The organism is Aquiflexum sp. (genome assembly GCF_041749095.1).
Classification (GTDB): domain Bacteria; phylum Bacteroidota; class Bacteroidia; order Cytophagales; family Cyclobacteriaceae; genus Aquiflexum.
In genome coordinates, this window is the sequence record NZ_JBGTCA010000101.1 from 23,123 (window position 1) to 47,406 (window position 24,284).

A 24,284-nucleotide genomic window follows, 5' to 3' on the forward strand; every position below is an offset into this window, starting at 1 on the left:
CTGAAAACGCCCAAAAAACCCACGCATGGAGGTGTTTTAATTCCAATTTCAAATTCGGGAAGAGGATTTGCTTTTTTTGTGATATGAAAGAAAAAATGGATGCTTCCGGTGGATGAAAAAAAAATTAAAATATTTTTTGATAATGTTGGTTAATTTAAGATTAAATGAGAAAACTCATTCAATATTTGAGAATGATGTTGGTTTGTAATTCGACTGGAGGATAAAATCGATTTGTCTATTTTAAGAAAATTTTTTAGGCCAAGAGAATCCTTTATTGTCAAAAATTAAATAAAAAAATCCCGACATTTTAGGCCGGGATTTTTAAATTCTGTTGAGTTCAATTGATACCAATATCCACTTGATTTTTTAGAATGTCGGCGAAGGTTTCTCTTTCACGGATCAAATGCGCTTTCCCGTCCAAAATCAAAATCTCAGCAGGCTTCAATCTTGAGTTATAATTGGAAGACATGCTGAAACCATAAGCTCCGGCATTTTTTATGGCCAGGATATCCCCTTCCTTAATTTCTTTCAACTTTCGGTCAGCGGCGATTGTGTCTGTCTCACATATGTAACCTACTATGGTATAAACCCTTTCAGGACCTTCAAGCTTTGAGATGTTAACGACATCATGATAGGCATCATACATCATGGGACGGATAAGATGGTTTAGACCGGAATCCACTCCAACGAATGTGGATGCGGGAGTTGATTTCACCACATTCACTTTAACCAACAAGTGACCGGATTCAGAAACGAGAAATTTCCCTGGTTCAAACCATATTTCAAGGTCGGTCCCATATTCCTTGCAAAATTTCTTAAAAGCAGCAGAAACTTTTTCCCCTACTTCCATCATATCAGTGGAAATATCTCCCAGCTTGTATGCTACCTTAAAACCACCTCCAAAATCCAGAAACTTCAACCCTTTAAATTCCCTTGCCGCATCAAAAAGGATTTCTGCACCCTTCAGGAATACCTCCGCATCCAATATATCTGATCCGGTGTGTATATGAAGCCCGATGACATTGAGGTCATAGGCATGTATTACTTTCAGCACATGTTTCAATTGAAGAATGGATATCCCGAATTTACTGTCAATATGCCCCACTGAGATCTTTGCATTGCCTCCCGCGAGAATATGTGGATTGAGTCGAATACAAATGGGTAGCTGATTGCCATAATATGTTCCAAAGTGCTCCAGCATCGGGATATTGTCAATATTGATCATTACGCCAAGATCCACCGCTGCTTTGATTTCCTCAAAAGAAACAGAATTTGGGGTGTACATGATTTCTTGTGGTTCAAACCCTGCATGCAAACAAAGGTGAACTTCTTCAATGGACACCGCATCAACGCCTGTCCCGGCTTTTTTCATCAGCTTAAGGATATTGATATTGGAGAGGGCCTTGGTTGCGTATTTGATTTTCAATTTAACACTTGAAAACGCTTTCTGTAGAACCGAAACTTTTTCCAGAATTTTTTGTCCATCATATACATATAATGGTGTACCATAGGTCTTGGCCAAATCAATCAGAGAAACGCCCTGAATCCTAAATTGCTGATCTTCGATATTCATGAATTTAAAATTTTGAACCGCAAAGATAAGGATTGACCCACAATAAAAAAGGGTGGAACTTCGGTCTTGTTTTGTGTACTTTTATTTCCTCTAATGAACTCAACCGATCAGAATATTCTCAATTTCAGATCAAAAACTTGAGAATTGAGAATTCTAGTTCGGTTAAAAAACGTTAAGTATTTACCATCCCGTTCAATAAGGTATAAATTTGCAGCATGTCCAAGTCTAAAATGAAATTGATCATCATGCTGATGTCCATAGCAAGCTTAGGCTTGATCGGATTTCAGTACTATTGGGTAAGCAATGCCCTTAGGATCAATGAGGAAAGATTTGAACAAACAGTTTACCAATCTCTCTCTGCCACAGTGACACAGATTGAAAAGGGTGAAACAAGTGATATTTTTCTCAGCTATCTTGCCAAAGATACCTTGTTGCAGCAGTCATTGTTCCAAAGGATTGAACCTATCGTTGTACAGGTCAGGCAAAGACCCACAGAAAGGAGGAGGCCGTCTGTCATGGATTCTTTGTTGCTGCAGCCAATTCCCCAGATCAGCCAAAGCTTCAAAAGACTGATTGAATCAAGAGGAATGGATCTGTCGTTGTTTGCTGATCTTGATAATTTTTTCACAAATCTGACCCCGGAAATAGCTTCAAGTCTTTTCACTCCCGATGAAATGGAAATCCTTTTGGAGGAGCGGCAAAGACAGTACCAATACCTTAATCAGGCCGAAACCCAATTCCGGAGAAGGTATGGAATCAGCAGAGATATTGATTTTATAGAGGAATACAATATTCCGGGAGATGCCCTGGATAAAATCAGGAGTGCCAATCTTAAAATAGAATTCATGAACAGGGCTTGGCAGGAACTTTTGGAAGGTCAAAAGGATGTCATGTCCAGAATAGATACAGAACAGGTGAAGGGGATTTTCAAAAACAACCTAAAAGAAAGGGGTATAGCGGAACCGTTTGATCTCGGTATCCGGGACGACAGAGGAGCCCTTTTCCCCATCTCAGGGATTTTTGATTCAACCAAGATTGCTGCAAGTGATCTTCAGGCCAGACTTTTCCCAAGCGATATATTAGGCAAAGAAAATTACCTTGTGGTACATTTTCCCAGCAAGAACGCCTATATATTCAGACAAATCTGGCTGCCCGTACTGAGTTCTTTGCTTTTTATCGGGATCGTTATTTTCTGTTTTGTGTACGCCATTAGGGTTATCATCCGACAAAAAAACCTTTCGGATATCAAAAATGACTTCATCAATAACATGACCCATGAATTTAAAACACCAATTGCAACGGTCAGTTTGGCGATAGAGGCTTTGCAGGATCCTGATTTGATGAGTCAGGATTCCTTTCGCAACAGGTACCTGAGTATCATTAAGGATGAAAACAAGCGGTTGGGAGGCCAAGTGGAAAAGGTTCTTCAGTCCGCTGCATTGGACAAAAAAGAATTCAAGCTCAAATTTGAAAAGCTGGACATTACCGAAATTCTTAAAAGTGCCAAAAAACAAATTGATCTTCAGATAGAAAATAAAGGAGGCAAAATTGAATTGGAAAACAGAATGCAAGAGCCATATCTCGAAGCAGACACTTTCCATCTTTCGCATATCTTCAACAACCTCCTGGACAATGCCATCAAGTATTCAAAAGACAAACCGGACATCAAAATCAGGTCATGGGATGAAAACGGAAGCATCTTTGTTTCGGTCCAAGACCATGGAATCGGCATGTCGAAAGAGTCTATAAAAAAAATATTTGATAAATTTTATCGGGTTCCCACAGGAAACCTCCATGATGTAAAAGGATTTGGATTGGGTTTGGCGTATGTCAAAACCATGACAGAAGCCCACAAAGGAGAAATAAAAGTGAGCAGTGAACCAGGAAAAGGAAGTATATTCACCCTTAAACTCCCCAAAACACAATGAGCAAAGCCAAACTATTGGTAGTAGAAGACGATCCCAACTTGGGAGACATCCTGCAGGAATACCTGACCATGAAAGGATATGAAACCACCCTGTGCAGAGATGGTGAAGAAGGATGGTCAAAGTTTAAGAAAGATAAGTTTGGACTCGCCATTCTGGATATCATGATGCCCAAAAAAGATGGATTCACCTTGGGCAAAGAAATCAAAAAAGTTCAGGAAGACCTTCCAATCATATACCTCACCGCAAAAAATCTCAAAGAGGATATCATCGAAGGGCTTAAAATCGGCGCAGATGATTATATCACCAAACCTTTCAGCATGGAGGAACTACTTTTGAGAATCGCGGCCATTCTCCGAAGGACCCAAAAATCAGAAGAGGTCAATACTCTCAAGGTTTACAATTTTGGTGCTTTTGAACTTCATTATGATGAACAGTATATAATCAGTCCTTCCGGTACGCACAAGTTGACTTCCAAAGAAAATGAACTGATCAGGCTTTTAGCTTCTGAAATGAACAAATTGGTCAACAGAAGCCATGCGCTGAAACAGATCTGGGGAGATGATTCCTATTTCAATGCCCGGAGCATGGATGTTTACCTCAGCAAAATCCGAAAAATACTCAAGGAGGATCCAAAGGTTCAGATCATCACTATTCACGGTGAAGGCTTCAAGATGGTCGTAGCAGAATGATTCCCATTTTTGAAAAAATAAGGCCCCTGTCCATCACTATGTTAATTGTAACGGGCTTTTTTACTTGTTCTGAAAAAACCATCGAAAGTAATCTGCCAAACATTGAGCTGGTAGAAATACTGGAGTCAGAGGACTACCATTTTGAAGAGCCTTTTTTATATACCTCTAGCAAAGGTCAGACATACCTATCCTGGATAGAAAAGTCGGATGACCTAAACTATTTTAAGTACTCCGTTTTGAATGACAATGCTTGGTCAGATCCCAAACTGATTGCTGAAGGATCAAACTGGTTTGTCAATTGGGCAGATTATCCGCAAATGGCGTCATTTGAAGACGGGACATTGATTGCCTTCTTTTTGGAAAAAAGCGGTCAGGGCACTTTTGCCTATGACGTCAAAGTAACTTTATCTGCGGATGGGGTTTATTGGTCTTCTCCTTTTGTACTTCATGATGACAATACCCAAACCGAACATGGTTTTGTTTCTATGGCAGCCTGGGGGGAGAATATGCTTATCGCATGGCTTGACGGAAGAAATACAGGGAATAGCGGCCATGATGACCATCATCATGGCCACCAAGGTCAGATGACATTGAGGGCTGCCCTTTTAGATTCAAAAGGAAATAAACTGGACGAATGGGAACTGGATGACAGGGTATGTGATTGTTGCCAAACGAATATTTCCATGTCGTCCAATGGACCGGTCATCGTATTCAGGGACCGCTCCGAAACTGAAATCAGGGATTTGGGAATCATCAGGTGGCTTGGCGAAAAATGGTCAGAAACGAATCCGGTTAATATGGATCTATGGCAAATAGCCGCCTGTCCTGTAAACGGGCCAAGGGTTTCTGCCAAAGAAAATCAGGTAGCTGTTGCATGGTACACTGCTGCAAAAGACAGCCCTGAAGTAAAAGTCGCAATTTCGGGTAATGCAGGAAAAACATTTGACTTAACGTCACGGATAGATTTGGGCAAAACCATAGGAAGAGTTGATATCGATTGGATCAAAGAGGGTCTGGCAATGGTCACTTGGATGGAAGAAGGGAAGATATTGGCAAGGACAGTTACCCTTGATGGAAAATTGGGTCAACCGATTCTTATTGCAGAAACTACCGAAAAGCGATCAAGTGGATTCCCTCAAATGACCGTCAACGGAGATGAAGTTTGGGTTGCATGGACTGATGATACTTCTGAAAGGAAAAAAATAAAAGTCTCTAAAATGATACTTTAAAAGCTTTTTGATTAAATAAATCAATAAAAGGTTAACCAAATTTTCTGTCCTTTTAGGGACATTATATTGGTAGAAAAATTCAAATTTTGATTGGTTGTTGTGCCTTTAGGTACAAAATACATTCCGTACCTAAAGGCACGGTAACCTAATTTATAAAATCTGTTCTACCCATATTTTGTCCCTAAAGGGACATGGAGTACAATTTATTTTGGGTTTTGGAAAATTAAATCAGGAATACTCGACTATACAAAAAAGTAGGGATTTTCTATATCAATATCCTAAGGAGAGCATCTTATTGAATCTCCACATTATCCACAATCCCCAATAGAATTTCCATTTTTTCTTTCAGATCAACTATTCTAGAGGATGGGTAAAGAACTTCCGCTTTGATCAACTGAACAAAACTGCCTTGGTAGTCTTGTTCGTCAAACTTTTTAATGGCGTTATTATAATATTGCAATCCCGCCAATTCTTTTAGCCCAATAAGCTCAAATGTCCTGTTCTGTTTTATAGTGTTAACGTTTCTACCCAAAACCAGAGGCTGATCCGGATTTGTAGACTTTACAGAAGAAATAAATTTCTCTTCAAACTGTTTGATATCATTTGCTCCAAGAATAAGTCCGTTCAGGGCAAATGTACTTTCAATAATAAAAGGTATTCCTTCAAATTGACCTTTCAGATAAATATGCTCATCTGTTTCAATCAAGATGTAAGGAATACCGTATCGCTCTAAAAGCAGTGCGTAAGCACCTGAACCCGTAACGCAATCAAAGACACCATTTTTCAGAGTTCCCGAAAAAAAGGAATGTGGGGCATAAGTCTTTAATAGTTTTTTTTGGGTTTTATAAAAGATATCCGACAGCAATTGAACATCTACATTTTTCCTTTGAGCTCTTTTATCCAATACTTTCAAAAGTTTTTCCCAATTCCTGAAATCCGGATCTTCTTCAGGTTGAAGGGCCTGAAGCAGCAGAAAGGGATCATTTTGGTGTTGGGTGAAATATTTCTTTTCCAGATTTGTATCAAAAAGTGTCAGTTTAATCTCCACATAATCATCCTGCGACTTTGCATGAAAGCCCAAAAATAAGATCAATATCAGAATGCTCAATAACTTTTTCATGACTGACAGAAGGCATATGATAACTTTTGGTTAACCCAAAGTTAACATTAAATTAACATTGACAAAACATTTCATGAAAATGTTAATATTAAGTTAACATTGGGAATGAAAAAAAATGTCTCCCTGAGTAATGAAAATTGTGTTTTACAAAGGAGATGACATCAGGTTAATCGTCATCCCGAATAATAACATTTTTGGAAATGTTCAGAATTGGTAATGAAATCAGGTTACTCCTACCTACGGCAGGCAGGCGTCATTCCGAGGTACGAGGAATCTCCTGAGGATCAATTTATGTTTATAATTTGCATTTTCGGATCCTTATGAGACTCTTCTCCCGATAGCCATCGGGATCAGGGTGACGGCTGCTCCGAATTACGTCATTGGTATCCCGACAGCAGTACGGGAGAGATGTCTATCGCCAGAATCAGCGTCAAAGTATACTTCTACCAAAAGGTTCAATATTCCAAATTCGACTCCAAAGATTTTGTCATCGGTTACGGATAATCCAGGAATCTCAAATTAAGGCTCCTACCTTAAAAAAATCGCAAATATTCACTGATGATGATAGGGCTCGTTTTTCAAAATGGTAAAAGCCCTATACAATTGCTCGGTAAAAAATACCCTTACCATCTGATGTGAAAAAGTCATTCTGGACAGGGACATCTTACCATTTGCCCTTTGGTACACACCTTCAGAAAATCCGTAAGGTCCCCCAATTACAAAAATCAATTGCTTCAAGCCTGCATTCATTTTCTTTTGGAGATAGTCCGAAAAATCCACGGAGGAATATTGCTTTCCCTGTTCATCAAGCAAAACCAATTCATCTGAGGTCTGTACTTTTTTCAGAATCAGCTCACCTTCCTTTTCCTTTTGGGCTGTCTCTGAAAGGTTTTTGGCATTTTTGAGATCCGGAATGATTTCCATTTCAAACTTGATATAAAACCCCAAACGCTTGATATACTCATCCAAAAGGGACTGAATGGCAGCATGGTCTGTTTTGCCGACGGCGATAAGTCTGATCTGCATCCTGCAAAATAATTAAAGCTTCTCCGAAAAAATCTTGATAAGGTGGATTTTATTAGGAAAAAAATTGTATCGTTTGATTTGGATGAAAGACAGATTGGATATTTAGGATTTTGGTTCTAAGTTTAGATAATTCAAATATATCCGCAACTATTGCGCTATGTATGCCATATGGAACAAATAGCTGTTGGTGGTATTGCTTTAAAAAAAAGACAGTTGACAATTACATAGACGTAGACTGACAAATAAAATGAACAAACTGACATTTGAAATACAGACTCATAAGGACTTCTATAAAAAACTAATTGAAGAATATAAGGACTTCTTAAATCAACCTCTCTCGTCAAGACATGCAATTAATTTCTCAATGACAGCATATCATTTAATTGAATGGATTTACCATGACGACAATGAAACTAAACCAAAGACATTAAACGACTTTAGACAAGAGATAAAGGACAAATGCCCCGAAATGCAAATTGTGCATGACATTGCAACAGGAGGAAAACATTATAAATTATGGAAACATAATCCAAAGACGGAGAACACTAAATTAAAAGGCGGAACATTTAGTAGAGGTTTTTCAAAAGCATTTAACATCTCCCTTTTAAAAGTTGAAATGAAAGACGGACAAATAATGGACTTTGAGGACGTAGCAAAAACTATAATGACATTTTGGGACTCCTATTATAAAGAGGAGTGAAAGCACAGCCACCAATCGAGTAGACGGCCGTGAGCCATAAGCTCACGGTTCGCCTCTCACACCACTATACGTACGGGTCTCGTATACAGCGGTTCGTAAAGCATTAGGCCGCCGCTCTTTACACCAACAACCTCTTTCCGTTACTTTTAAGATAAGGCTATGCCGATAGCTATCGGCACTCCTTATCGAACCTGCCTTGCCGTCAGGCAGGTTTTCAATTCACAATACAGCCTGCCCCGACTTCTTCGGGGTTCGGCCCTTCACCAACTCGCCTGCAAGGGATGCCGTCATTCGTCGGCACAGGCATTTCACCCTCTGGAATAATTTGGTATCTTCGATACCAGATGCCCATGCTGGGCACACACAAAATAATTTACAGATATGAAAGACAATCAAAACAACCCATTTGAAGACTCAGCATTAACTACAATATTGGTGGTGTCAGATATGGCTAAATCCAAAACGTTTTATACTGACGTCCTAGGAGCAAAAATATTTCGCGAATATGGCGGTGACTCATTGGTTTTGCAGTTTATGGGAAATTGGCTTCTCTTGGTTACCCCAGGAGGCCCAACAGAAGACAAGCCTGATACTCATTTTGTTGTTCCAGTAGTGAAGAATAAAGTTAGCCATGCTTTTACCATTAGAGTAAGAGACTGCATTAAGTCTTACGGAATATTAATAGAGAAGGGAGCTGAATTTATTACACCACCATTTGAAAGAGGGTCAGAGACTAGATGTTTTTTTCGAGATCCGGATGGTCATTTATTTGAGATAAGTGAATACAATAAATAACAAAGAACCAAACTATTACCAACAGGCTATAGCAAATGCGGGTTGACTGCTTAAAAATGAAGATATTGCAACTAAATAAAATCACGGTAGGCAGAAAAGAAGGCAGCTCCGAAATCCCACACTTGCCATAGCCAAGGACCGTTGTAGCGAATTAAAAAATGACGACAGAACCGTTAATAGACTATTTCAACAAACTTCTTCCATTAGACAAAGAGGAAAAGTTCGCTGTGGAAGCTTTTTTCAAAGAACGTAAGATAAAACGGAGGCAATTTATTCTGCAGGAAGGTGATGTCAGTAAAATCAACACTTTTGTGGTTGAAGGGTGCTTCAAGATGTACATGGTTGATACAAACGGTAAAGAACATAATCTTCAATTTGCGATAGAAAATTGGTGGATAGGTGATGTAGGTAGCTTTCATACTGAACAGCCGAGCAAACTATATATTGAAGCCATCGAAAATTCAGTGATTCTTCAAATCAACAAAGAAGACCAACTGAAATTGTTTGTTGAGTACCCTAAATTCAATCGAATTTTTAGAGTGTTAACCGAAAATGCTTTGGTAAGTACCCAACGTAGAGTTTTGCAGAATATCAGTTCTACAGCCGAAGAACGCTATCTTGATTTTATGGAACGTTATCCCCATTTCTTTAATCGCATTTCCAACGTTCAAATTGCATCTTACCTTGGAGTAACTCCTGAATTCCTGAGCACCATTCGCAAAAGGTTAGTCAAATCTTAATCTACTTTAGGTTTATTTCTTAATGTATCTTATAGGTACGCATGATTCTATTTCTTGACCTTTGTTTCAAACAAAATCGAAAAGAAATGAAGAAATGTTTAATGCCCATAGTTGCCATTTTTCTAATGACATCATGTGGTCAAAATAGCAATCAAGAGTCAAATCAAAGTTTAACTGAAAAAACAGAAGTCATGCAAAAAATAGAAAAGCAAAAAATAGAAGCATTATTGGGTGAGTACAAAAAATCATTGAATACATCAGATGCGAAACTTGCCCAAAGCCTCTACACCAAGGATGGGGTATTCATGCCAACCGAGGCTCCTTCGGGTATAGGTTCTGAAGGCATTCTTAAGTCTTATGAATTCGTATTTTCTCAAATTCAATTGAATATAGAATTTTTCATTGAAGAAATTGAAGTAGAAGGAAACATGGCTTTTGCAGTAACCAGTTCAAAGGGAACGGTTAAAATCCTTGCAAACGGTGTTGAAGCACCAGAAGCAAACAGAGAACTTTTCGTATTCGAAAAAGTAAACGGAGAATGGAATATTGCCCGGTACATGTTCAACAAGACTGAACCGAAGCAATAACTATGAAAGCAGCTGTAACAGTTCATACAGGCAATCCTGATGTCATAAAATTTCAGGAAGTGCCCATACCAATTGTTGAATCAGATTGGGTGCTAATAAAGGTCAAAGCATTCGGACTCAACAGATCGGAGCTTTTCACCAGGAAAGGGGATTCTCCAGGTGTTGAGTTTCCTAGAATACAAGGCATTGAATGCGTTGGGATTGTGGAAGAAGACCCATCAAACACTTATAAGAAAGGACAGCAAGTAGCAGCTATAATGGGCGGAATGGGGAGATTCTTTGATGGTGGTTATGCGGAATACACTTTGGCGCCCTTAGAGATCATATTTCCTTTTGAAAGCACTTTAGATTGGGAGATACTTGGAGCAATTCCAGAAATGTTTCAAACTGTGTCTGGCTCAATCTATCAGGCATTGGAAATTGAAAAGGATGAAACATTGTTAATAAGGGGAGGCACTTCTTCAATAGGAATGTTGTCTTGTCAACTTGCCAAAGCTAAAGGATTGACCGTGCTTTCAACTACCAGAAATTCAGAGAAGACACAAGCGTTACTTGATAATGGAGCCGACCATGTTATTATCGATAATGGAACTGTAAAAGAAGAAGTCAGGAAAATATACCCAATGGGAGTGAATAAGGTTCTTGAATTGATAGGAACCAGGACGTTAAAGGATTCTTTGAAATGTATTGCCCTAAAAGGGATGGTCTGCATGACAGGAATATTAGGGAGCGAATGGACAATGAAAGCGTTCACCCCTATGGGAGACATTCCATCATTAGGCAGACTCACTGTATATATGGGGGAATCAAACAATCTCTCTAAAGAATTGCTTCAGGAATTTATTGTTGAAGTAGAAAATGGAAGTGTCAAATTAAATATTGACAAAGTCTTTCATTTGGATCAGCTTGCAAAAGCTCATGAGTACATGGAAAACAATAAAGCAAAAGGGAAATTAGTAGTCAAGGTTTAAAAAAAACCGCTACAAAACTGTATAAAAGCAGTATCGGTTTGGGTGCGAACGTAAACTGTTTTTGTGTGAATTAAGTATCCTGCCATTTGAAAAGTAAGTGCATTTAATCCGCTATTGCTCTAATACTTGACCGTTGCAGCAGCTTAAAAAACTACGCCAAAAGATGAATCAAAACGAAAAGCTTCATGATGCCCCAAGTAGAACTATATCAGTAAAGCGTCTTTTAATGGAAGCTTTCTTCAGCAATATCCTTTAGTCTTTCGCTAAAATCCATTAATAACCCTATTTGCACAGCATTACTTTTATGTTTTGATTTGATCAAACTTAAAAAAGAAATACGGTGAAGGATAAAATGAAAGCAGCTGTTCAGCTTAGGAAAGGCTCTCCAACCTCTGATAAGGTGTTGTTGGTAAAAGATGATGTTCCGATCCCAACGCTTCGCAAGGGTGAAATTCTAATCAAGGTTGCCGCATCTGCTATCAATCCCTTGGACTGGAAAGTAATTCTCGGAATTTTTCCTTTGCGTAAGTCCGGGCTGGTGGGTGTTGATGCGAGTGGCACAGTGGAAAAAATTGCAGAAGGTACCAAAACTGATCTAAAAGTAGGCGATAAAGTGTATGGCGATCCGGGTGAAACAAACCCGGGTAGTTTTGCAGAGTACATGCGCATACGGGCAGATAATGCTGCTAGAATTCCGAGAAACCTGAACTTTGTGCAAGCCGCTTCCCTGCCCGCGGTGGGCTTAAGTGCCATTCAGGGTCTATTAAAGAGTGGCAAGTTAAAGCCTGGACACAAAGTCTGCATTACCGGGGGTTCAGGGGGTGTTGGATCCATAGCCATTCAGGTGGCAAAAACCATGGGAGCATCAGAAATTTGGGCCACAGGCAGCTCGGTGGAATTTATCAAGGCGCTGGGCGCAGACTATGTGATTAATTACAAAGAAGAGTCTGTTTTTGATGCACTTAAAGGCAAACAATTCGATATTATTTTTGATACGGTGGGTGGCATAGACCAATGGAAAGCTGCGCAGGAAGGAGGTCTCAAAAAAGGTGGGAAATATGTCACAACTGCCGGAGACTGTGACCATAGTATCTTTAATTTAATTAAAAACTGGGGCTGGCGTTACCTCAAATACAAGTTGGGGCTGGGGATACATTATACTTTTTTTAGGGTCAAAACATCTCCGCCAGATGTAGCTCAAGACATGAAAATACTTACGGAATTGGTAGAAGCAGAACAAGTCAAACCCGTTATCGTTCCGCGCTCATTTGAGCTGACTACCGAGTCATTGCATGCCATGATGGAGGCCAGCATGTCTAATCGAAGCAAAGGAAAACTAGTCATGAAAATTAACCAAAAATATTCTAGTAAATTATGAATTCTAGCAAAAACAAAAGAGTATCAACGGCAAGCACCTTTTTAAAGGTTGTAGCTGCAATTAATGGTTCTGTCCTGGTTATCTTTCTGATTCCCGGAGTGATGGAATCTCTGGGCGTTCAGGAACCATATTCCACTTTTTGGAGAGAGTTGCCCCTTCTCTTGGCCATCTATGCAAATCTCACGCTGTGGATCTCCGCACTCGATATTGAGAAATTTGCCATTATCCCAATGTGGAACAGTGTACTGAGGTTCACCTTTACGATTTTCTGTTTTGCCAAAGGATATGGCGATACCGTGGGCTCTTTTGCTGTTCAGCTTGCCATTGCTGACCTGGTAATTGGTATAATTACCATTGTATTGGTTCAGCGGGCATTGAATAAACCATTTTTGAGTATACTACTTAATAGATAGCCGAAACAAACAATCAGTCATGCAGAAAACTTTGGAAATAAAGTCCGTAACTCAGACTCATAAATTATTGGGCCTGGCTGCACCTAAGCATCCTTTGGTTACTGTTATAGATGCCCAAGCTTATGAGGGGCAGCCAGTTTTCAAAGAGATTAAGGTAGTGATGGATATGTACCGAATTACCTTGAAATCATCAAACTACAAAGGGTATATAAAGTACGGCAGAAACTCATACGATTATGAGGAAGGCACTTTAATTTTTTCTGCCCCGGGGCAGGTGATGGAATATGGATCTGAGACTGAACCTGAACCTGTAGATGCCATCAAAGGATGGACTTTGGCATTTCATCCTGACTTGATTAGAAAGCATCCGTTATCTAAAAAAATCAGTCAATACTCGTTTTTCAATTATGATGTCACCGAAGCGCTGCATCTTTCTGATAATGAGCGAAGGATTATAGAGGAGCTCATAGAGAAAGTTGTAGTAGAGTACAGTCAAAACCTGGATCAGCACAGTCAGCATCTAATCATTTCGAATATAGAGCTACTTCTGGATTATTGCTTGCGATTTTACGATAGACAGTTTTACACCCGAACCAATTTCAATAGCGATATTGTTTCGAAGTTTGAAAAATTACTCATTTCGCATTATCAGTCAGATAGCCTTAAAGAACATGGCATGCCCACTGTGGGTTATTTTGGTAAGGCAATGAACGTATCGCCCCATTATCTAAGTGACCTGCTCAAGAAAGAAACAGGCATGACAGCCAAGGAACAAATACATTTATTCATCATTAACAAAGCCAAAAACAGCTTACTCAATTCGGCTAAATCGATTAGTGAGATTGGGTATGAATTAGGCTTTGAGTATCCGCAACATTTTAGCAATCTTTTCAAATCAAAAACAGGTTACAGTCCAAGTGAATTTAGAAACCACAATTAAAAAAAATGGAAAACATAAACAACCTGCCAAATCAGGAAGGACGAAACATAGTTGTAACAGGTGCCAACTCGGGGCTTGGTTACGAAACAACCTTAGCATTAGCCAGGAAAGGGGCAAAAGTAATCTTGGCTTGCCGAAGCATGGATAAAGCCAATCGCACCAATGGTTGCTGCTGAAACAATGGAAGGAATTAATGGAAATAAAGCTCATGCTCTACCACACGATTTGCTCATTGAGACTTTAAAAAAATACAACCGATTGAAAGAATGACGTGGTACAATCGAATAGCCCGACCTAAGCCAATTGGCTCATTTTGAGGCTCTCACTATTTATCCCTCTGGAATAATTTATTATCTTCGATACCTGATGCCCATGCTGGGCGCACACGACGTTGTAAGTAATTTAAACAAACCAAAATGATGAATAGATATACCCAACGAATTACCCTATCATTCTTAGTCCTCTTTTCGACTAATGAATTAAAAGCACAATCGACAGTTAAGGAAATTACGGATGAATTTTTTATAACTTATGAAGAATCACCTCAAAACGCTGTTGACTTTATTTTCAGCACAAACAAATGGATGATGGAAAGAAATAAAGATGGAATTGAAAATGTAAAAACTCAATTGCAAAGCTTTCTTGGATTAGTTGGCGACTATTATGGCTATGAAAAAATAACTGAAAAAAGTATTGGTGAAAGTTTTAAGCTCATAAGTTATATGATGAGGTATGACCGACAACCTGTTCGATTTACCCTTGTTTTCTACAAACCTAAGGACAAATGGCAAGTTCAGAATTTCAAATATGATGACAATTTGGACGCTGAACTGGAAGAATCAGGGAAAGTTTATCGACTGAAACAGAATTGGGAATAAAAATTCTTTACAAGCTTATACTTGAACGTTCTCTGCAAGCTAGAAAGCGTAACGATAACCAAATATTACAAACCATATTTTATGCTAAGCATTCTGCGTTTTGTGTTAGACAAAGCATTTTATATTACTGATCTTTATGATTGATTTTTAACAGCGTGTAAAAATGTCCTTTCTCAAAGTAGCTTCCATCAGCCAATTACATCAGTTAATGGGTTTGCCAAAACCGCAACACCCCCTTATTTCATTGGTAGATGTGTCAAAAATCCAGGTGACGGAAGAACAGGTTAATGTCAAGGTGATTTTCGACTTTTACATGGTGTCGCTAAAGGATAAAAGCTGTGGAATCGAATATGGCAGAAACACTTTCGACTTTGATGAAGGCGTGATGATCTTTACAGCTCCTGGACAGGTGTACACCTTTACCAAAGCTTTCAAACCCGGGGAAATAAGCGGCTGGATGCTCTTCTTCCATCCCGATTTGATTCGAAATACCCATTTAGGTAAACAAATAAATGAGTACTCTTTCTTTAACTATGAGGTTTTTGAAGCCCTGCATTTGTCTGCAGATGAAGAAAAAACCATGAATGCCACAGTCGCCAATATAATGGAGGAATATCAACAGCGTATTGACAATCACAGTCAGCGTGTACTTGTTTCGAATCTTGAACTTCTTTTAAATTATAGCCTAAGGTATTATGAAAGGCAGTTTAACACCCGGGCTAGTCAAAGTAGAGATATCATTGCCCTGTTTGAAAAAGAGCTTAAAAATTACTTTAATACAGAAAAAAACCTTGATTTAGGTATGCCCGGCATTCAGTACTTTGCTGAGATCGTCCATCTTTCTCCTCACTATTTTGGCGATCTGGTCAAGAAAGAAACCGGTAGGACTCCCAAAGACCACATCAATGATTTTGTAATTGATCTGGCTAAAAATCTATTGGTGGGATCAGAGCAATCCGTGAGTGAGATCGCTTACCAATTAGGTTTCAACTACCCACATTATTTCACCCGCCTATTTAAATCAAAGGTGGGACATACTCCCGTAGCATATCGCAAGCTGAATTAATTCTGCATTTTGTGTTGTTCATCCTGCAATTCGTGCGATTGTAGATCATTGATATTATTCACTTTTGTAATGTACAAACTGAAATAAAATCATGACCGCACAAGAAGCATACAATCACCTAGACCCAAAAAAGTGGGTAAATACTAATGTTAAAGAGCGATTAAGCCTTTTAAAACAAATTCAAAAAAACTTACAAACATATGCCAAATCACTCGGTGAGGCTGATGCTAAAATGAAAAACGAGTTGATTGGGAAAGAAGTGGTGAGTATAGCTGATGGAATAGCCGGATCGGTCATACCCATGGCTAATACACTGATGGGGATAAAAAACCTTTATGAAGCGCTGGCAAAAGGAAAAATGCCTGAGCCACTATCTGTAAAGGAAACCAGTGATGAACTATATGAGATTCAGGTATTTCCTATCTATAAAATGGACAAATTGGTAGCCGGCAAACAAAAAGGATATCTGCACGTGGAAGGAAGCCCGAGACAAAGCAACCCTTTGGATAAACCTTCCGGGATCATTGCCATATCAGGCGCCGGTAATTACAGCTCTTCCTTAGAAATGGCGATGGCCTTATTTCTGGAAAATAAAGCAGTGGTGCACAAACCCCACCAATTGAATGAGGCTACCGACCTTGTTTGGGAAAAAATATTTGCCCCATTGATCGACCTTAAAGCGGTTGCTTTTTGTGATGCGGACCAGGGCCGTGAATTGTCTCAACTTAAAGGGCTTTATGCTATTTATTTCACAGGTTCAACCGGTGTTGCGCACGCTATACAAGATGCAGCAAGTGCCCCGGTAGTTTCAGAATGTGGAGGCAATAACCCTTGTATCATTGTACCAGGAGAGTGGACAGATAATGACATTAAGAGGCAAGCGATACAATTAGCCTCAGCTGGAAAATTAAATGGTGGAGCCGCATGCGGGCGCCCCCAAACAATTGTAACGTCGAAAAAGTGGAAACAACGGGATCAATTCCTATCTGCACTGCGAAAGGCCATTGCAGAAGAAACATTTGCAGTCTCAGAGCATTATCCCGGGGTACATGAGACAAAGAAGGCATTTCTTGAAAATCAGCCAACGGCGGAAATTCTAAGACCGAAATCAAGTAAACAGGTTAAAAGTGACTTCATTCTGATTCCCAATGTTTCTGAAGATGATTTCGCGGTAACAAACGAAGCTTTCTGTCAGGTTTTCAGCGAAATTCCACTGGATACAACGACCGATACGGATGAATTCCTCACAAAAGCAACGGAATTCTGTAATACCAAGTTATTGGGCACTTTAGGGTGTATGATTTTAGTAGATAATGATACCTTAAAGCATAAGGAGACACGCATCATGCAAGCGATCAGAGAACTCAATTATGGTGGTATTTCTGTAAATGATATTCCTCCCAATATCTGGCTTAATGGTTATCTGACCTGGGGTGGCTGTAATGAGAAAAAATCTGATTTTGTATCAGGAGTGGGAAATTTTGGTAATCCATTTAGCTACGAAAACGTGAAGAAATCTGTGATCATTAATGATTTCTATTCAACCAGCTTTGAATTGACCCATAAAAAACGAGTAGAACATCTACTTGAAAATTTGTCTTATTTCACCATTGATCAGAGTTGGGCTCACTTTGCAAAACTGGCAGGACAAATGACTATCGACAATTTTAAAAGTAAAGATTTTTAATAAAAATAATTATGAAAAAAACGGCATTAATCACAGGAGCAAGCAGTGGCATTGGCAAAGAGTTTGCCCACATACACGCAGAAAAAGGTGACAACTTAATCATTGTGGCCAGAAGACTGGAAAAACTTGAAGAACTCCAAAAAGAACTTGAAGGTATACATAAGATTCAGGTCGTACCAATTGATAAAGACTTAGGCGTGTCGGGGGCTGCCAAAGAGCTTTTTGATGAGATAAAAATCAAAAACATTCAGGTAGATTATCTCATCAATAATGCGGGTTTTGGGCTCAGAGGTAAATTCCACGAATTACCTTGGGAGCGCCAAATAGAAATGATCAATCTCAATATGATTGCTTTAACGGAGTTGATGTATTTGTTTTTACCAGAAATGGTCAATAGAAATAGTGGTAAAATCCTGAACATTTCGTCAACGGCTTCCTTGATGCCTGGCCCGCTACAAGCGGTATATTTTGCCACCAAATCTTATGTGACATCAATTAGCAATGCCGTGGCTGAAGAATTACACGATACGAATATTACTGTAACCGCTTTGATGCCAGGAGCTACCAAAACAGAATTTGCTAAAACATCGGGCTTGGAAGGCACAGATTTATTTAAAAGTACAGTAAATCCAAGGAGTGTAGCGCAGGATGGCTACAAAGCCATGATAAAAGGGAAATTAAATGTAATCTCTGGTTTTCCCTTATCTCAAAGGATTTCAACTGCATTGATGCCCTTCATGCCTAAAAAAATGATTCTTCAACAAATCAGGAAGATGCAGGAGTTGAAGTAGTTTAAAATTCAACAAAAAACCTATGATAATGTAAACAAAGAAATAATTATGGACAATATCGTAAAATACTTTTCTGGTGAAAAACTGCAGTGCAGCATTGGAATATTAATTGGGATAACTGGCCTGGCGCTCTCTATTTATTTTGTTTATCTAAATAAAGAGGTTTATAAAGGAATTGCTTTTGCCTTTATTCCACTTTCGCTATTGCTACTAGCTATTTGCGTGGGAGTCGTAATACGTACACCAAAAGATATAAAAAGAGTGAGTAGCTATTATGAAAGTGAACCAAACAAAATACAAACGGAAGAAATACCTCGTATGGAGAAAGTAATGAAAACCTTTCCTGTAGTTAAAAAAGTAGAGATTGGGATTATCATTGTGGGGATCTTACTATTACTTGTGATGTGGAAAAATGACCTCCTAAAAGGTATTGGATTTGGGCTTATTATACAGGGCATAATGCTATACGGCTTTGACCATTTTGCACAATCAAGGGGGAAAATTTATTTTGAATTTCTGAACTCTCTTTAAGCTAAAAACACGTATCGCTAACCTTGCAATAAACTAAAAAAAAAATGGTATACTTTGGATACGTTTTAGTTTAAATCCACATTTTTTTACTCTTTTGGTCGACAGGAGGGATGATAGAATTCTTTTCTTCTAAAGTACCTTGGACCCCATATACAAACCTTGATTTTCCAAAATGGTTACTTCCAATTCATTGGGGTTCATTAATAATCACTTTTACAGGATTCTTAATTGGCTATTTTACCGGGTGGAGCAAAACCCCTGAGTTTATGCTTGCATCATATACTATGCTGTTCACAATCTGCGTCATCGAGACTTTTGGAATTATGACAAGTCAAACAAGGTATCTTGCTATGATTACAGAACTTGTGACATACATAGTGATTTTGGCATTGTTGTTTAAAAACAAATATTTTATTGACTACTTCGCCTGACTAACAGAAAAAATGAAATTCAAAATAACTGAATTTCCAGTAAAGTAAAAGTAACCCGAACCGAAATTCGAGTAGCCCGACCTGAGCCAATTGGCTACTATGGCCTCTGCTGACTTTTCAGTCTTCACTCGTAGGATCTCCCCAGGGCCTGTCCCGTGACAACGGGATAAGGATAAATTTGCCACTGCACAACCTGACTCTTTCGCACTTCGGTGCTAAACCCTGATTCCTGCGGCATCCACCAGATAGAGATGTTGGTCAGGGGCTTCGCAAAGATCCCGCTTTCCGGGACAAGTCGTGCTTACTCACCCTCCATAATGGCCTCCGTATATGGTTCCCCGATTAATCGGGGCATGCACTGTTCGTCAGTACCGGATTTTGTAGCATCGCTTTCCTGTCCTCCGGGAGGCGCTTATCTTTTAAAAAAATCACGCATTCTACCTATAATTTTTCAATCCATACCGAAAATAATCTGATTTTATGTAACTTACTGACTATGAATATTTAACTACTTAAATAAAATTAAGATGAAAGTTAGTTTACTTTTAGGGTTTTTGGGTTTCTTTTTGATTTCCGTCAATACATCTATGGCTCAATTGACAGGTACTGTTATCAAAAAAGACCTCGGATTGGAATTTTCAATACCGGAAGGTTGGGTAGGACAGGAGAATAATGGGGTCATATTACTAGGGAGCCACACCGTACCAGGAATGATTATACTTTCACTTCATGAATATAAGACTGTAGGAGAGATGAAATCCGAAGCTACTATTGGTTTTTCTGATAATTCAGGCACAGAACTCAGACCTGCAGGAGACATCGAAGAAATTGACAGCCATATTATAGGCTTGCCGTATGCCGGCAAACTTGAGGGATATGATGCAAAAGCCTATGTAATAGGAATTCTAAATCCAAAAGGATATGGGGTAACTATCATGGCTGCAACCAACCCGGAAAATTATTCGGAGGAATACAGGAAAATTTCCCATCAAATTGCCAATAGTTTAAAATTTTCAGAAATTGACACCTCTTCCCTGTTGGAGGAGTGGAAACAAAAATTGAATAATCGGGCCCTCAATTACATGAGTTCCTACAACAGCAATGATTCGAGGGGTTATGGTGGTACCTCCGCAAGGAGAAAAATAAGTCTTTGCGGCAATGGCCAATTTTCCTATTCTTCCAGCTCAAGTATCAATATTGATGTAGGAGGAGCATTTGGCAACTCTTCCAGCAAAGATTCCGGTTCCGGATCTTGGAATGTTGAAAATGATGGCCCGGCAGGGGCCAAACTTGTACTTCGCTTTCAGGATGGCAGGGTATGGGAGTATAGTCTTGGGATCAATGATAAAGGCAATACAATTTTGAACGGGGAAAGATACTTTAATATTGGTCTCAATGATCCAAATGGGAATGGTCCGGATTGTTATTAATTAAAGGAAACCTTTCATAGGTGGGTATCAATGGGCTGATACTGTAAACAAAAATCATACTAAAAATATTTATAACTTTTTGATAAACAATACAATAGGTTTTGGACTTATTCCCATACAAACCAAAACTATTATAACAATGAAAAAATTATTGACTTTTGCGGTCCTGGTTGCATTTTTTGTAACCTCCGCATTCACTGTAAACAAAAACGCTACAATCAATCCTGATGCAGACATTGTAGACCTGGCTGTACAGACAGAATTTCTGTCCACTTTGGTAGCTGCTGTAAAGGCTGGAGATTTGGTCGATGTATTGAAAGGTGATGGTCCCTTCACTGTCTTTGCCCCAACCAATGAGGCATTTGCAAAGTTACCTGCCGGAACTGTTGAAAACCTTTTGAAGCCAGAAAACAAAGCGCAATTGGTAGCAGTACTGACCTACCATGTTGTGCCCGGAAAAGTTTATTCCAAAGATCTGAAAAATGGAATGAAGGCAAAAACTGTTCAAGGTTCTGATGTAACCATCTCACTAAAAGATGGAAAAGCAATGGTAAATAATGCCACTGTATCTACGGCAGATATTGAAGCTTCCAATGGTGTAGTACACGTGATCGATACTGTGATTCTACCTACAATGTAATTTTATCTGACTTTAGTTACTAAAAAGCCCCTTCAAATATGATGGGGCTTTTTGTTGTAGCTAGTTCTTCTGTAGATAATTCTTTCTTTTGAGAATCGACTCCACGAATTTTTTATCATTTTCGGAATTAAAAATCTTGAAAGGGAGGTGTATAAACTGCGCTTTTGACATGGTAAGTATAAAAGCATCTTTCTTTATCTCTGCCTTTTTGATCATATCCCATTTGATGGGCATGCCTTGCTTGGCATTTAATTTCATCAAAATCTGTCTGCTATCAATTTCATAGGACATTTTTTCAAAAATCACTTTATTCTGTTCCATTTGGGTAACACCTGCAAATTGGATGACCCAAAAAAGCCAGTATAATGCATAAGCTAAAATCGCCATGCTGATCCACCACCAAGATGCAATCCAAAAATAGCCACAGCCAATTGCTATTGCAATCAATACCACCCACCATTGCTCTCTTAAAATATTTGCCAAGCCTGCTTTGATATAAGTACCGGTCTCTAATTTATATTTTTTTGTTTTTACTATCATTACCTTTATTTTTCAGAGCGCAAATATCTAATGATATGGCTTATTTCACAAGCTAATCGGAAATACTGTTAATATTTTCAGATTTTATTTAATCAAAATCGTTACAGAAGTGTTAATTAATTGACTTCTACATCCTTTTGTAGTAAATTATACAAAATTTCTTTGTTATGAGTAGCTTAGCCGTTGATTTAATGTTGTGTGGAATAGCCTATGTGGTCTTGATTTATTTTGTTGCTACAATGACAAAATCAAAAATGGGTAGAAGTCAAAACAATGACGACGATGGAGATGGTGGGATCGAGGATTTTACTCCACCAAAAATTGATCTGCCACCGGGAGTGATATGGCCTTCCGCCGGTCCGAAAAGTAAATCTCCAAAAGACCCCGTAGAAGCCTGATCAATTACATTTGTCACAAACCCCCTGCACCAGCAAACTTATTTCTTTGTTTATATATCCTGCAGGAAGATTGATTTTTGGCAGACTTACTTCTTCTATGCAAATGGTTTTTCCACATTTTTCACATTTGAAATGTACATGTTCATGGTCATGACTCTGTTTACTTTCATGTCCATTATGAGAACATAAGGCATATTTAGCAGCACCACTGTCATCTAGCACCTTGTGAATAAGGTCATTGTCCAAAAATGTCTTAAGTGTCCTGTAAAGTGTGACACGGTCAAAATCCCGGTCAAGCTCTCCTTCCAAATCTGAATGGGATAATGCAGACTGCCTGACCAAAAAAAGTTTTAACACTTCTTTTCTACAATTTGTAATTCTTAAGTTGTGTTCCTGAAGTATTTGTAATGGATTTACTGACATTTCTTTTCCGTTCGATCAAAGTAAAATTAGGGATATAAAGCAATAACACAAAAAAAGACAAAAACAGCCGAAACAACTAAATAAAATCAGGTATTACCGAAAACCTATTCACAAATTTTGTAGTTTGATTGTTTAAGATCGCATAAACATAGGCATCTATCAAAATTCTCACAAATAAAACAATTCACCTTTTTTAATCAACTCCAATCCATGAAGCATGTGAACATCATTATCATCGGAGGTGGGCTTGCGGGCCTTATTGCTGCGCATCAATTATCAAAAAACGGAAAGGAAGTTTTGCTTATTGAAAAAAAAACTTACCCTTTTCACCGTGTTTGTGGGGAATACATTTCCAATGAAGTCAAAGAATTTCTGAACAAAGAAGAATTATACCCCGACGAAATCGGACCCTCTCAAATCACCAAATTCCTCCTGACATCCATCAAAGGAAATGAAGCAAAAATGGCTTTGGATTTGGGAGGCTTTGGTATCAGCAGGTATGCCTATGATTATTTTCTATATCAAAAAGCAGAAGCAATAGGAGTGAAATTTTTACTGCAATCCCAAGTGGAAGAGGTGGAATATGAATCCAACGAAAACAAGTTTGTACTCAAAATAAATAAGGGAAATTCATTTACTGCTGATCATGTCATCGGTGCTTTTGGCAAAAGATCCAAAGTGGACAAATCCATGAACCGATCTTTTATGCAACAGAGAAGTCAATTTATTGGAGTCAAATACCACATCAAAACGGATTTTGACCCGCAGACTATTGCCCTGCATAATTTCGAAGGAGGCTACTGTGGTATCATCCAGGTGGAAAACGGTATTTCTAACCTTTGCTATTTGGGTTCAAAGGAGCAGCTTCGTCACTACGGGAACATTCCTGAAATGGAGAAAGCGGTGCTTCAAAAAAATCCCCATCTTAAAAATCTCTTTCAAAACAGTGAATTTATTTTTGAAAAACCTGAGGTAATCAACGAAATCAACTTTTCCCCAAAAAAACCTGTGGAAAACCGTATTCTGATGGTCGGAGATGCAGCAGGTCTGATTACACCATTATGCGGAAACGGGATGGCCATAGCAATTCATACCGGAAAATTGGCCGCAGATGCCATTCTCCAAAACAAGGATCGAACTTCTATTGAAAAACAATATACTTCCCAATGGGGTCATCTTTTCAAAAACCGTCTTTGGATTGGTAGAAAAGTACAGTGGCTTTTTGGTTCAAAAGCGATTTCAGAATTCTCAGTGGGACTTATCAAAAATTCAAATTTTGCCGCTACTCAGATTATGAAAAGGACTCATGGAGAGATGTTTTAAATTTTAGATTTCAGATTTTAGATTTAAATCTCGAAAGCTCGGAAAAGTTTATAGTCC

The 24,284-nt window shown here is 38.8% G+C and carries 27 protein-coding genes; 22 read left to right on the forward strand and 5 right to left on the reverse strand.

From position 1 onward, the window contains the following. Positions 1 to 337 precede the first annotated feature (337 nt). Positions 338 to 1,573: a diaminopimelate decarboxylase gene (gene lysA / locus ACEW8O_RS05410; RefSeq protein WP_373493602.1), complete on the reverse strand. Its 1,236-nt coding sequence runs from the start codon at positions 1,571 to 1,573 to the stop codon at positions 338 to 340. Positions 1,574 to 1,788: 215 nt separating this feature from the next. On the opposite strand from lysA, the gene ACEW8O_RS05415 reads away from it, so the two are divergent. The 3 genes from ACEW8O_RS05415 to ACEW8O_RS05425 are packed head-to-tail and all read left to right on the forward strand — an operon-like array spanning position 1,789 to position 5,419. Further along, positions 1,789 to 3,501: a sensor histidine kinase gene (locus ACEW8O_RS05415; protein WP_373493603.1), complete on the forward strand. Its 1,713-nt coding sequence runs from the start codon at positions 1,789 to 1,791 to the stop codon at positions 3,499 to 3,501. After that, complete coding sequence (locus ACEW8O_RS05420; RefSeq protein ID WP_373493604.1) at positions 3,498 to 4,190, forward strand: response regulator transcription factor; 693 nt, start codon at positions 3,498 to 3,500, stop codon at positions 4,188 to 4,190. Before ACEW8O_RS05415 ends, ACEW8O_RS05420 begins: the two co-directional genes overlap by 4 nt. Before the next feature lie 38 nt (positions 4,191 to 4,228). Continuing rightward, the gene (locus tag ACEW8O_RS05425; RefSeq protein WP_373493605.1) at positions 4,229 to 5,419 is read left to right on the forward strand and encodes an exo-alpha-sialidase; all 1,191 of its coding nucleotides are present in this window, start codon (positions 4,229 to 4,231) and stop codon (positions 5,417 to 5,419) included. Positions 5,420 to 5,711: 292 nt separating this feature from the next. On the opposite strand, the gene ACEW8O_RS05430 is transcribed toward ACEW8O_RS05425, so the two are convergent. After that, positions 5,712 to 6,539 carry a hypothetical protein gene (locus ACEW8O_RS05430; RefSeq protein WP_373493606.1) on the reverse strand — a complete coding sequence of 276 codons (828 nt, stop codon included), beginning with the start codon at positions 6,537 to 6,539 and terminating at the stop codon, positions 5,712 to 5,714. Between the two features lie 552 nt (positions 6,540 to 7,091). Next, positions 7,092 to 7,565 carry a 23S rRNA (pseudouridine(1915)-N(3))-methyltransferase RlmH gene (rlmH, locus tag ACEW8O_RS05435; RefSeq protein ID WP_373493607.1) on the reverse strand — a complete coding sequence of 158 codons (474 nt, stop codon included), beginning with the start codon at positions 7,563 to 7,565 and terminating at the stop codon, positions 7,092 to 7,094. 247 nt (positions 7,566 to 7,812) lie between these two features. Between rlmH and ACEW8O_RS05440 the strand changes: the two genes are divergently transcribed. The 17 genes from ACEW8O_RS05440 (at position 7,813) to ACEW8O_RS05520 (ending at position 21,543) form a co-directional block, all read left to right on the forward strand. Further along, a complete protein-coding gene (locus ACEW8O_RS05440) occupies positions 7,813 to 8,265 on the forward strand; it encodes a hypothetical protein (RefSeq protein ID WP_373493608.1) in 453 nt (150 codons plus the stop codon). Between the two features lie 381 nt (positions 8,266 to 8,646). Continuing rightward, positions 8,647 to 9,060 (forward strand): VOC family protein, encoded by a 414-nt coding sequence (locus ACEW8O_RS05445; protein WP_373493609.1) that lies wholly within the window; start codon positions 8,647 to 8,649, stop codon positions 9,058 to 9,060. 158 nt (positions 9,061 to 9,218) lie between these two features. Then, entirely contained in the window at positions 9,219 to 9,800 is a 582-nt protein-coding gene (locus tag ACEW8O_RS05450; protein WP_373493610.1) for a Crp/Fnr family transcriptional regulator, read from the forward strand. Positions 9,801 to 9,841: 41 nt separating this feature from the next. Further along, positions 9,842 to 10,387, forward strand: a complete 546-nt coding sequence (locus tag ACEW8O_RS05455) for an SgcJ/EcaC family oxidoreductase (RefSeq protein WP_373493611.1) — start codon at positions 9,842 to 9,844, stop codon at positions 10,385 to 10,387. A 2-nt stretch (positions 10,388 to 10,389) separates the two neighbouring features. Continuing rightward, positions 10,390 to 11,358 (forward strand): zinc-binding alcohol dehydrogenase family protein, encoded by a 969-nt coding sequence (locus ACEW8O_RS05460; RefSeq protein ID WP_373493612.1) that lies wholly within the window; start codon positions 10,390 to 10,392, stop codon positions 11,356 to 11,358. A gap of 340 nt (positions 11,359 to 11,698) precedes the next feature. Further along, positions 11,699 to 12,736: an NAD(P)-dependent alcohol dehydrogenase gene (locus ACEW8O_RS05465; protein WP_373493613.1), complete on the forward strand. Its 1,038-nt coding sequence runs from the start codon at positions 11,699 to 11,701 to the stop codon at positions 12,734 to 12,736. Continuing rightward, positions 12,733 to 13,149, forward strand: coding sequence for a hypothetical protein (locus ACEW8O_RS05470; RefSeq protein WP_373493614.1), 417 nt, complete (start codon positions 12,733 to 12,735; stop codon positions 13,147 to 13,149). The genes ACEW8O_RS05465 and ACEW8O_RS05470 overlap by 4 nt, the downstream gene beginning before the upstream one ends. A gap of 19 nt (positions 13,150 to 13,168) precedes the next feature. Beyond that, positions 13,169 to 14,089, forward strand: coding sequence for a helix-turn-helix domain-containing protein (locus ACEW8O_RS05475; RefSeq protein ID WP_373493615.1), 921 nt, complete (start codon positions 13,169 to 13,171; stop codon positions 14,087 to 14,089). Positions 14,090 to 14,094: 5 nt separating this feature from the next. Next, positions 14,095 to 14,265 (forward strand): SDR family NAD(P)-dependent oxidoreductase, encoded by a 171-nt coding sequence (locus ACEW8O_RS05480; protein WP_373493616.1) that lies wholly within the window; start codon positions 14,095 to 14,097, stop codon positions 14,263 to 14,265. Between the two features lie 243 nt (positions 14,266 to 14,508). After that, positions 14,509 to 14,967, forward strand: coding sequence for a hypothetical protein (locus ACEW8O_RS05485; protein WP_373493617.1), 459 nt, complete (start codon positions 14,509 to 14,511; stop codon positions 14,965 to 14,967). Between the two features lie 163 nt (positions 14,968 to 15,130). Then, the gene (locus ACEW8O_RS05490; protein WP_373493618.1) at positions 15,131 to 16,033 is read left to right on the forward strand and encodes a helix-turn-helix domain-containing protein; all 903 of its coding nucleotides are present in this window, start codon (positions 15,131 to 15,133) and stop codon (positions 16,031 to 16,033) included. Positions 16,034 to 16,124: 91 nt separating this feature from the next. Next, on the forward strand, positions 16,125 to 17,720 hold the full coding sequence (locus ACEW8O_RS05495; RefSeq protein ID WP_373493619.1) for an aldehyde dehydrogenase family protein: 1,596 nt from the start codon (positions 16,125 to 16,127) through the stop codon (positions 17,718 to 17,720). 11 nt (positions 17,721 to 17,731) lie between these two features. After that, positions 17,732 to 18,511 (forward strand): SDR family NAD(P)-dependent oxidoreductase, encoded by a 780-nt coding sequence (locus ACEW8O_RS05500; RefSeq protein ID WP_373493620.1) that lies wholly within the window; start codon positions 17,732 to 17,734, stop codon positions 18,509 to 18,511. Positions 18,512 to 18,559: 48 nt separating this feature from the next. After that, positions 18,560 to 19,042: a hypothetical protein gene (locus ACEW8O_RS05505; protein ID WP_373493621.1), complete on the forward strand. Its 483-nt coding sequence runs from the start codon at positions 18,560 to 18,562 to the stop codon at positions 19,040 to 19,042. Between the two features lie 266 nt (positions 19,043 to 19,308). After that, positions 19,309 to 19,473: a hypothetical protein gene (locus ACEW8O_RS05510; protein WP_373493622.1), complete on the forward strand. Its 165-nt coding sequence runs from the start codon at positions 19,309 to 19,311 to the stop codon at positions 19,471 to 19,473. Between the two features lie 527 nt (positions 19,474 to 20,000). Continuing rightward, entirely contained in the window at positions 20,001 to 20,903 is a 903-nt protein-coding gene (locus ACEW8O_RS05515; RefSeq protein ID WP_373493623.1) for a hypothetical protein, read from the forward strand. Between the two features lie 139 nt (positions 20,904 to 21,042). Further along, the gene (locus ACEW8O_RS05520; RefSeq protein WP_373493624.1) at positions 21,043 to 21,543 is read left to right on the forward strand and encodes a fasciclin domain-containing protein; all 501 of its coding nucleotides are present in this window, start codon (positions 21,043 to 21,045) and stop codon (positions 21,541 to 21,543) included. Positions 21,544 to 21,603: 60 nt separating this feature from the next. On the opposite strand, the gene ACEW8O_RS05525 is transcribed toward ACEW8O_RS05520, so the two are convergent. Next, the gene (locus ACEW8O_RS05525; RefSeq protein WP_373493625.1) at positions 21,604 to 22,083 is read right to left on the reverse strand and encodes a YcxB family protein; all 480 of its coding nucleotides are present in this window, start codon (positions 22,081 to 22,083) and stop codon (positions 21,604 to 21,606) included. A 167-nt stretch (positions 22,084 to 22,250) separates the two neighbouring features. Here ACEW8O_RS05525 and ACEW8O_RS05530 point away from each other — a divergent pair, with 167 nt between their 5' ends. Then, entirely contained in the window at positions 22,251 to 22,481 is a 231-nt protein-coding gene (locus tag ACEW8O_RS05530) for a hypothetical protein (RefSeq protein ID WP_373493626.1), read from the forward strand. Here the strand turns inward: ACEW8O_RS05530 and ACEW8O_RS05535 are convergent, their stop codons facing one another. Continuing rightward, complete coding sequence (locus tag ACEW8O_RS05535; RefSeq protein WP_373493627.1) at positions 22,482 to 22,904, reverse strand: Fur family transcriptional regulator; 423 nt, start codon at positions 22,902 to 22,904, stop codon at positions 22,482 to 22,484. It lies immediately after the preceding gene. 210 nt (positions 22,905 to 23,114) lie between these two features. On the opposite strand from ACEW8O_RS05535, the gene ACEW8O_RS05540 reads away from it, so the two are divergent. After that, positions 23,115 to 24,227: an NAD(P)/FAD-dependent oxidoreductase gene (locus ACEW8O_RS05540; protein ID WP_373493628.1), complete on the forward strand. Its 1,113-nt coding sequence runs from the start codon at positions 23,115 to 23,117 to the stop codon at positions 24,225 to 24,227. The last annotated feature ends 57 nt before the right edge of the window (positions 24,228 to 24,284 follow it).

Coding starts and splice junctions, on each gene's coding strand:
- ACEW8O_RS05535 (WP_373493627.1), bottom strand. CDS start 22,904: ATGTCAGTAAATCCATTACAAATACTTCAGGAACACAACTTAAGAATT.
- ACEW8O_RS05415 (WP_373493603.1), top strand. CDS start 1,789: ATGTCCAAGTCTAAAATGAAATTGATCATCATGCTGATGTCCATAGCA.
- ACEW8O_RS05480 (WP_373493616.1), top strand. CDS start 14,095: ATGGAAAACATAAACAACCTGCCAAATCAGGAAGGACGAAACATAGTT.
- ACEW8O_RS05505 (WP_373493621.1), top strand. CDS start 18,560: ATGGACAATATCGTAAAATACTTTTCTGGTGAAAAACTGCAGTGCAGC.
- ACEW8O_RS05485 (WP_373493617.1), top strand. CDS start 14,509: ATGAATAGATATACCCAACGAATTACCCTATCATTCTTAGTCCTCTTT.
- ACEW8O_RS05495 (WP_373493619.1), top strand. CDS start 16,125: ATGACCGCACAAGAAGCATACAATCACCTAGACCCAAAAAAGTGGGTA.
- ACEW8O_RS05515 (WP_373493623.1), top strand. CDS start 20,001: ATGAAAGTTAGTTTACTTTTAGGGTTTTTGGGTTTCTTTTTGATTTCC.
- ACEW8O_RS05525 (WP_373493625.1), bottom strand. CDS start 22,083: ATGATAGTAAAAACAAAAAAATATAAATTAGAGACCGGTACTTATATC.
- ACEW8O_RS05445 (WP_373493609.1), top strand. CDS start 8,647: ATGAAAGACAATCAAAACAACCCATTTGAAGACTCAGCATTAACTACA.
- rlmH (WP_373493607.1), bottom strand. CDS start 7,565: ATGCAGATCAGACTTATCGCCGTCGGCAAAACAGACCATGCTGCCATT.
- ACEW8O_RS05540 (WP_373493628.1), top strand. CDS start 23,115: ATGAAGCATGTGAACATCATTATCATCGGAGGTGGGCTTGCGGGCCTT.
- ACEW8O_RS05470 (WP_373493614.1), top strand. CDS start 12,733: ATGAATTCTAGCAAAAACAAAAGAGTATCAACGGCAAGCACCTTTTTA.
- ACEW8O_RS05520 (WP_373493624.1), top strand. CDS start 21,043: ATGAAAAAATTATTGACTTTTGCGGTCCTGGTTGCATTTTTTGTAACC.
- ACEW8O_RS05475 (WP_373493615.1), top strand. CDS start 13,169: ATGCAGAAAACTTTGGAAATAAAGTCCGTAACTCAGACTCATAAATTA.
- ACEW8O_RS05500 (WP_373493620.1), top strand. CDS start 17,732: ATGAAAAAAACGGCATTAATCACAGGAGCAAGCAGTGGCATTGGCAAA.
- ACEW8O_RS05510 (WP_373493622.1), top strand. CDS start 19,309: ATGCTTGCATCATATACTATGCTGTTCACAATCTGCGTCATCGAGACT.
- ACEW8O_RS05530 (WP_373493626.1), top strand. CDS start 22,251: ATGAGTAGCTTAGCCGTTGATTTAATGTTGTGTGGAATAGCCTATGTG.
- ACEW8O_RS05455 (WP_373493611.1), top strand. CDS start 9,842: ATGATTCTATTTCTTGACCTTTGTTTCAAACAAAATCGAAAAGAAATG.
- lysA (WP_373493602.1), bottom strand. CDS start 1,573: ATGAATATCGAAGATCAGCAATTTAGGATTCAGGGCGTTTCTCTGATT.
- ACEW8O_RS05440 (WP_373493608.1), top strand. CDS start 7,813: ATGAACAAACTGACATTTGAAATACAGACTCATAAGGACTTCTATAAA.
- ACEW8O_RS05450 (WP_373493610.1), top strand. CDS start 9,219: ATGACGACAGAACCGTTAATAGACTATTTCAACAAACTTCTTCCATTA.
- ACEW8O_RS05420 (WP_373493604.1), top strand. CDS start 3,498: ATGAGCAAAGCCAAACTATTGGTAGTAGAAGACGATCCCAACTTGGGA.
- ACEW8O_RS05460 (WP_373493612.1), top strand. CDS start 10,390: ATGAAAGCAGCTGTAACAGTTCATACAGGCAATCCTGATGTCATAAAA.
- ACEW8O_RS05490 (WP_373493618.1), top strand. CDS start 15,131: ATGTCCTTTCTCAAAGTAGCTTCCATCAGCCAATTACATCAGTTAATG.
- ACEW8O_RS05430 (WP_373493606.1), bottom strand. CDS start 6,539: ATGAAAAAGTTATTGAGCATTCTGATATTGATCTTATTTTTGGGCTTT.
- ACEW8O_RS05425 (WP_373493605.1), top strand. CDS start 4,229: ATGTTAATTGTAACGGGCTTTTTTACTTGTTCTGAAAAAACCATCGAA.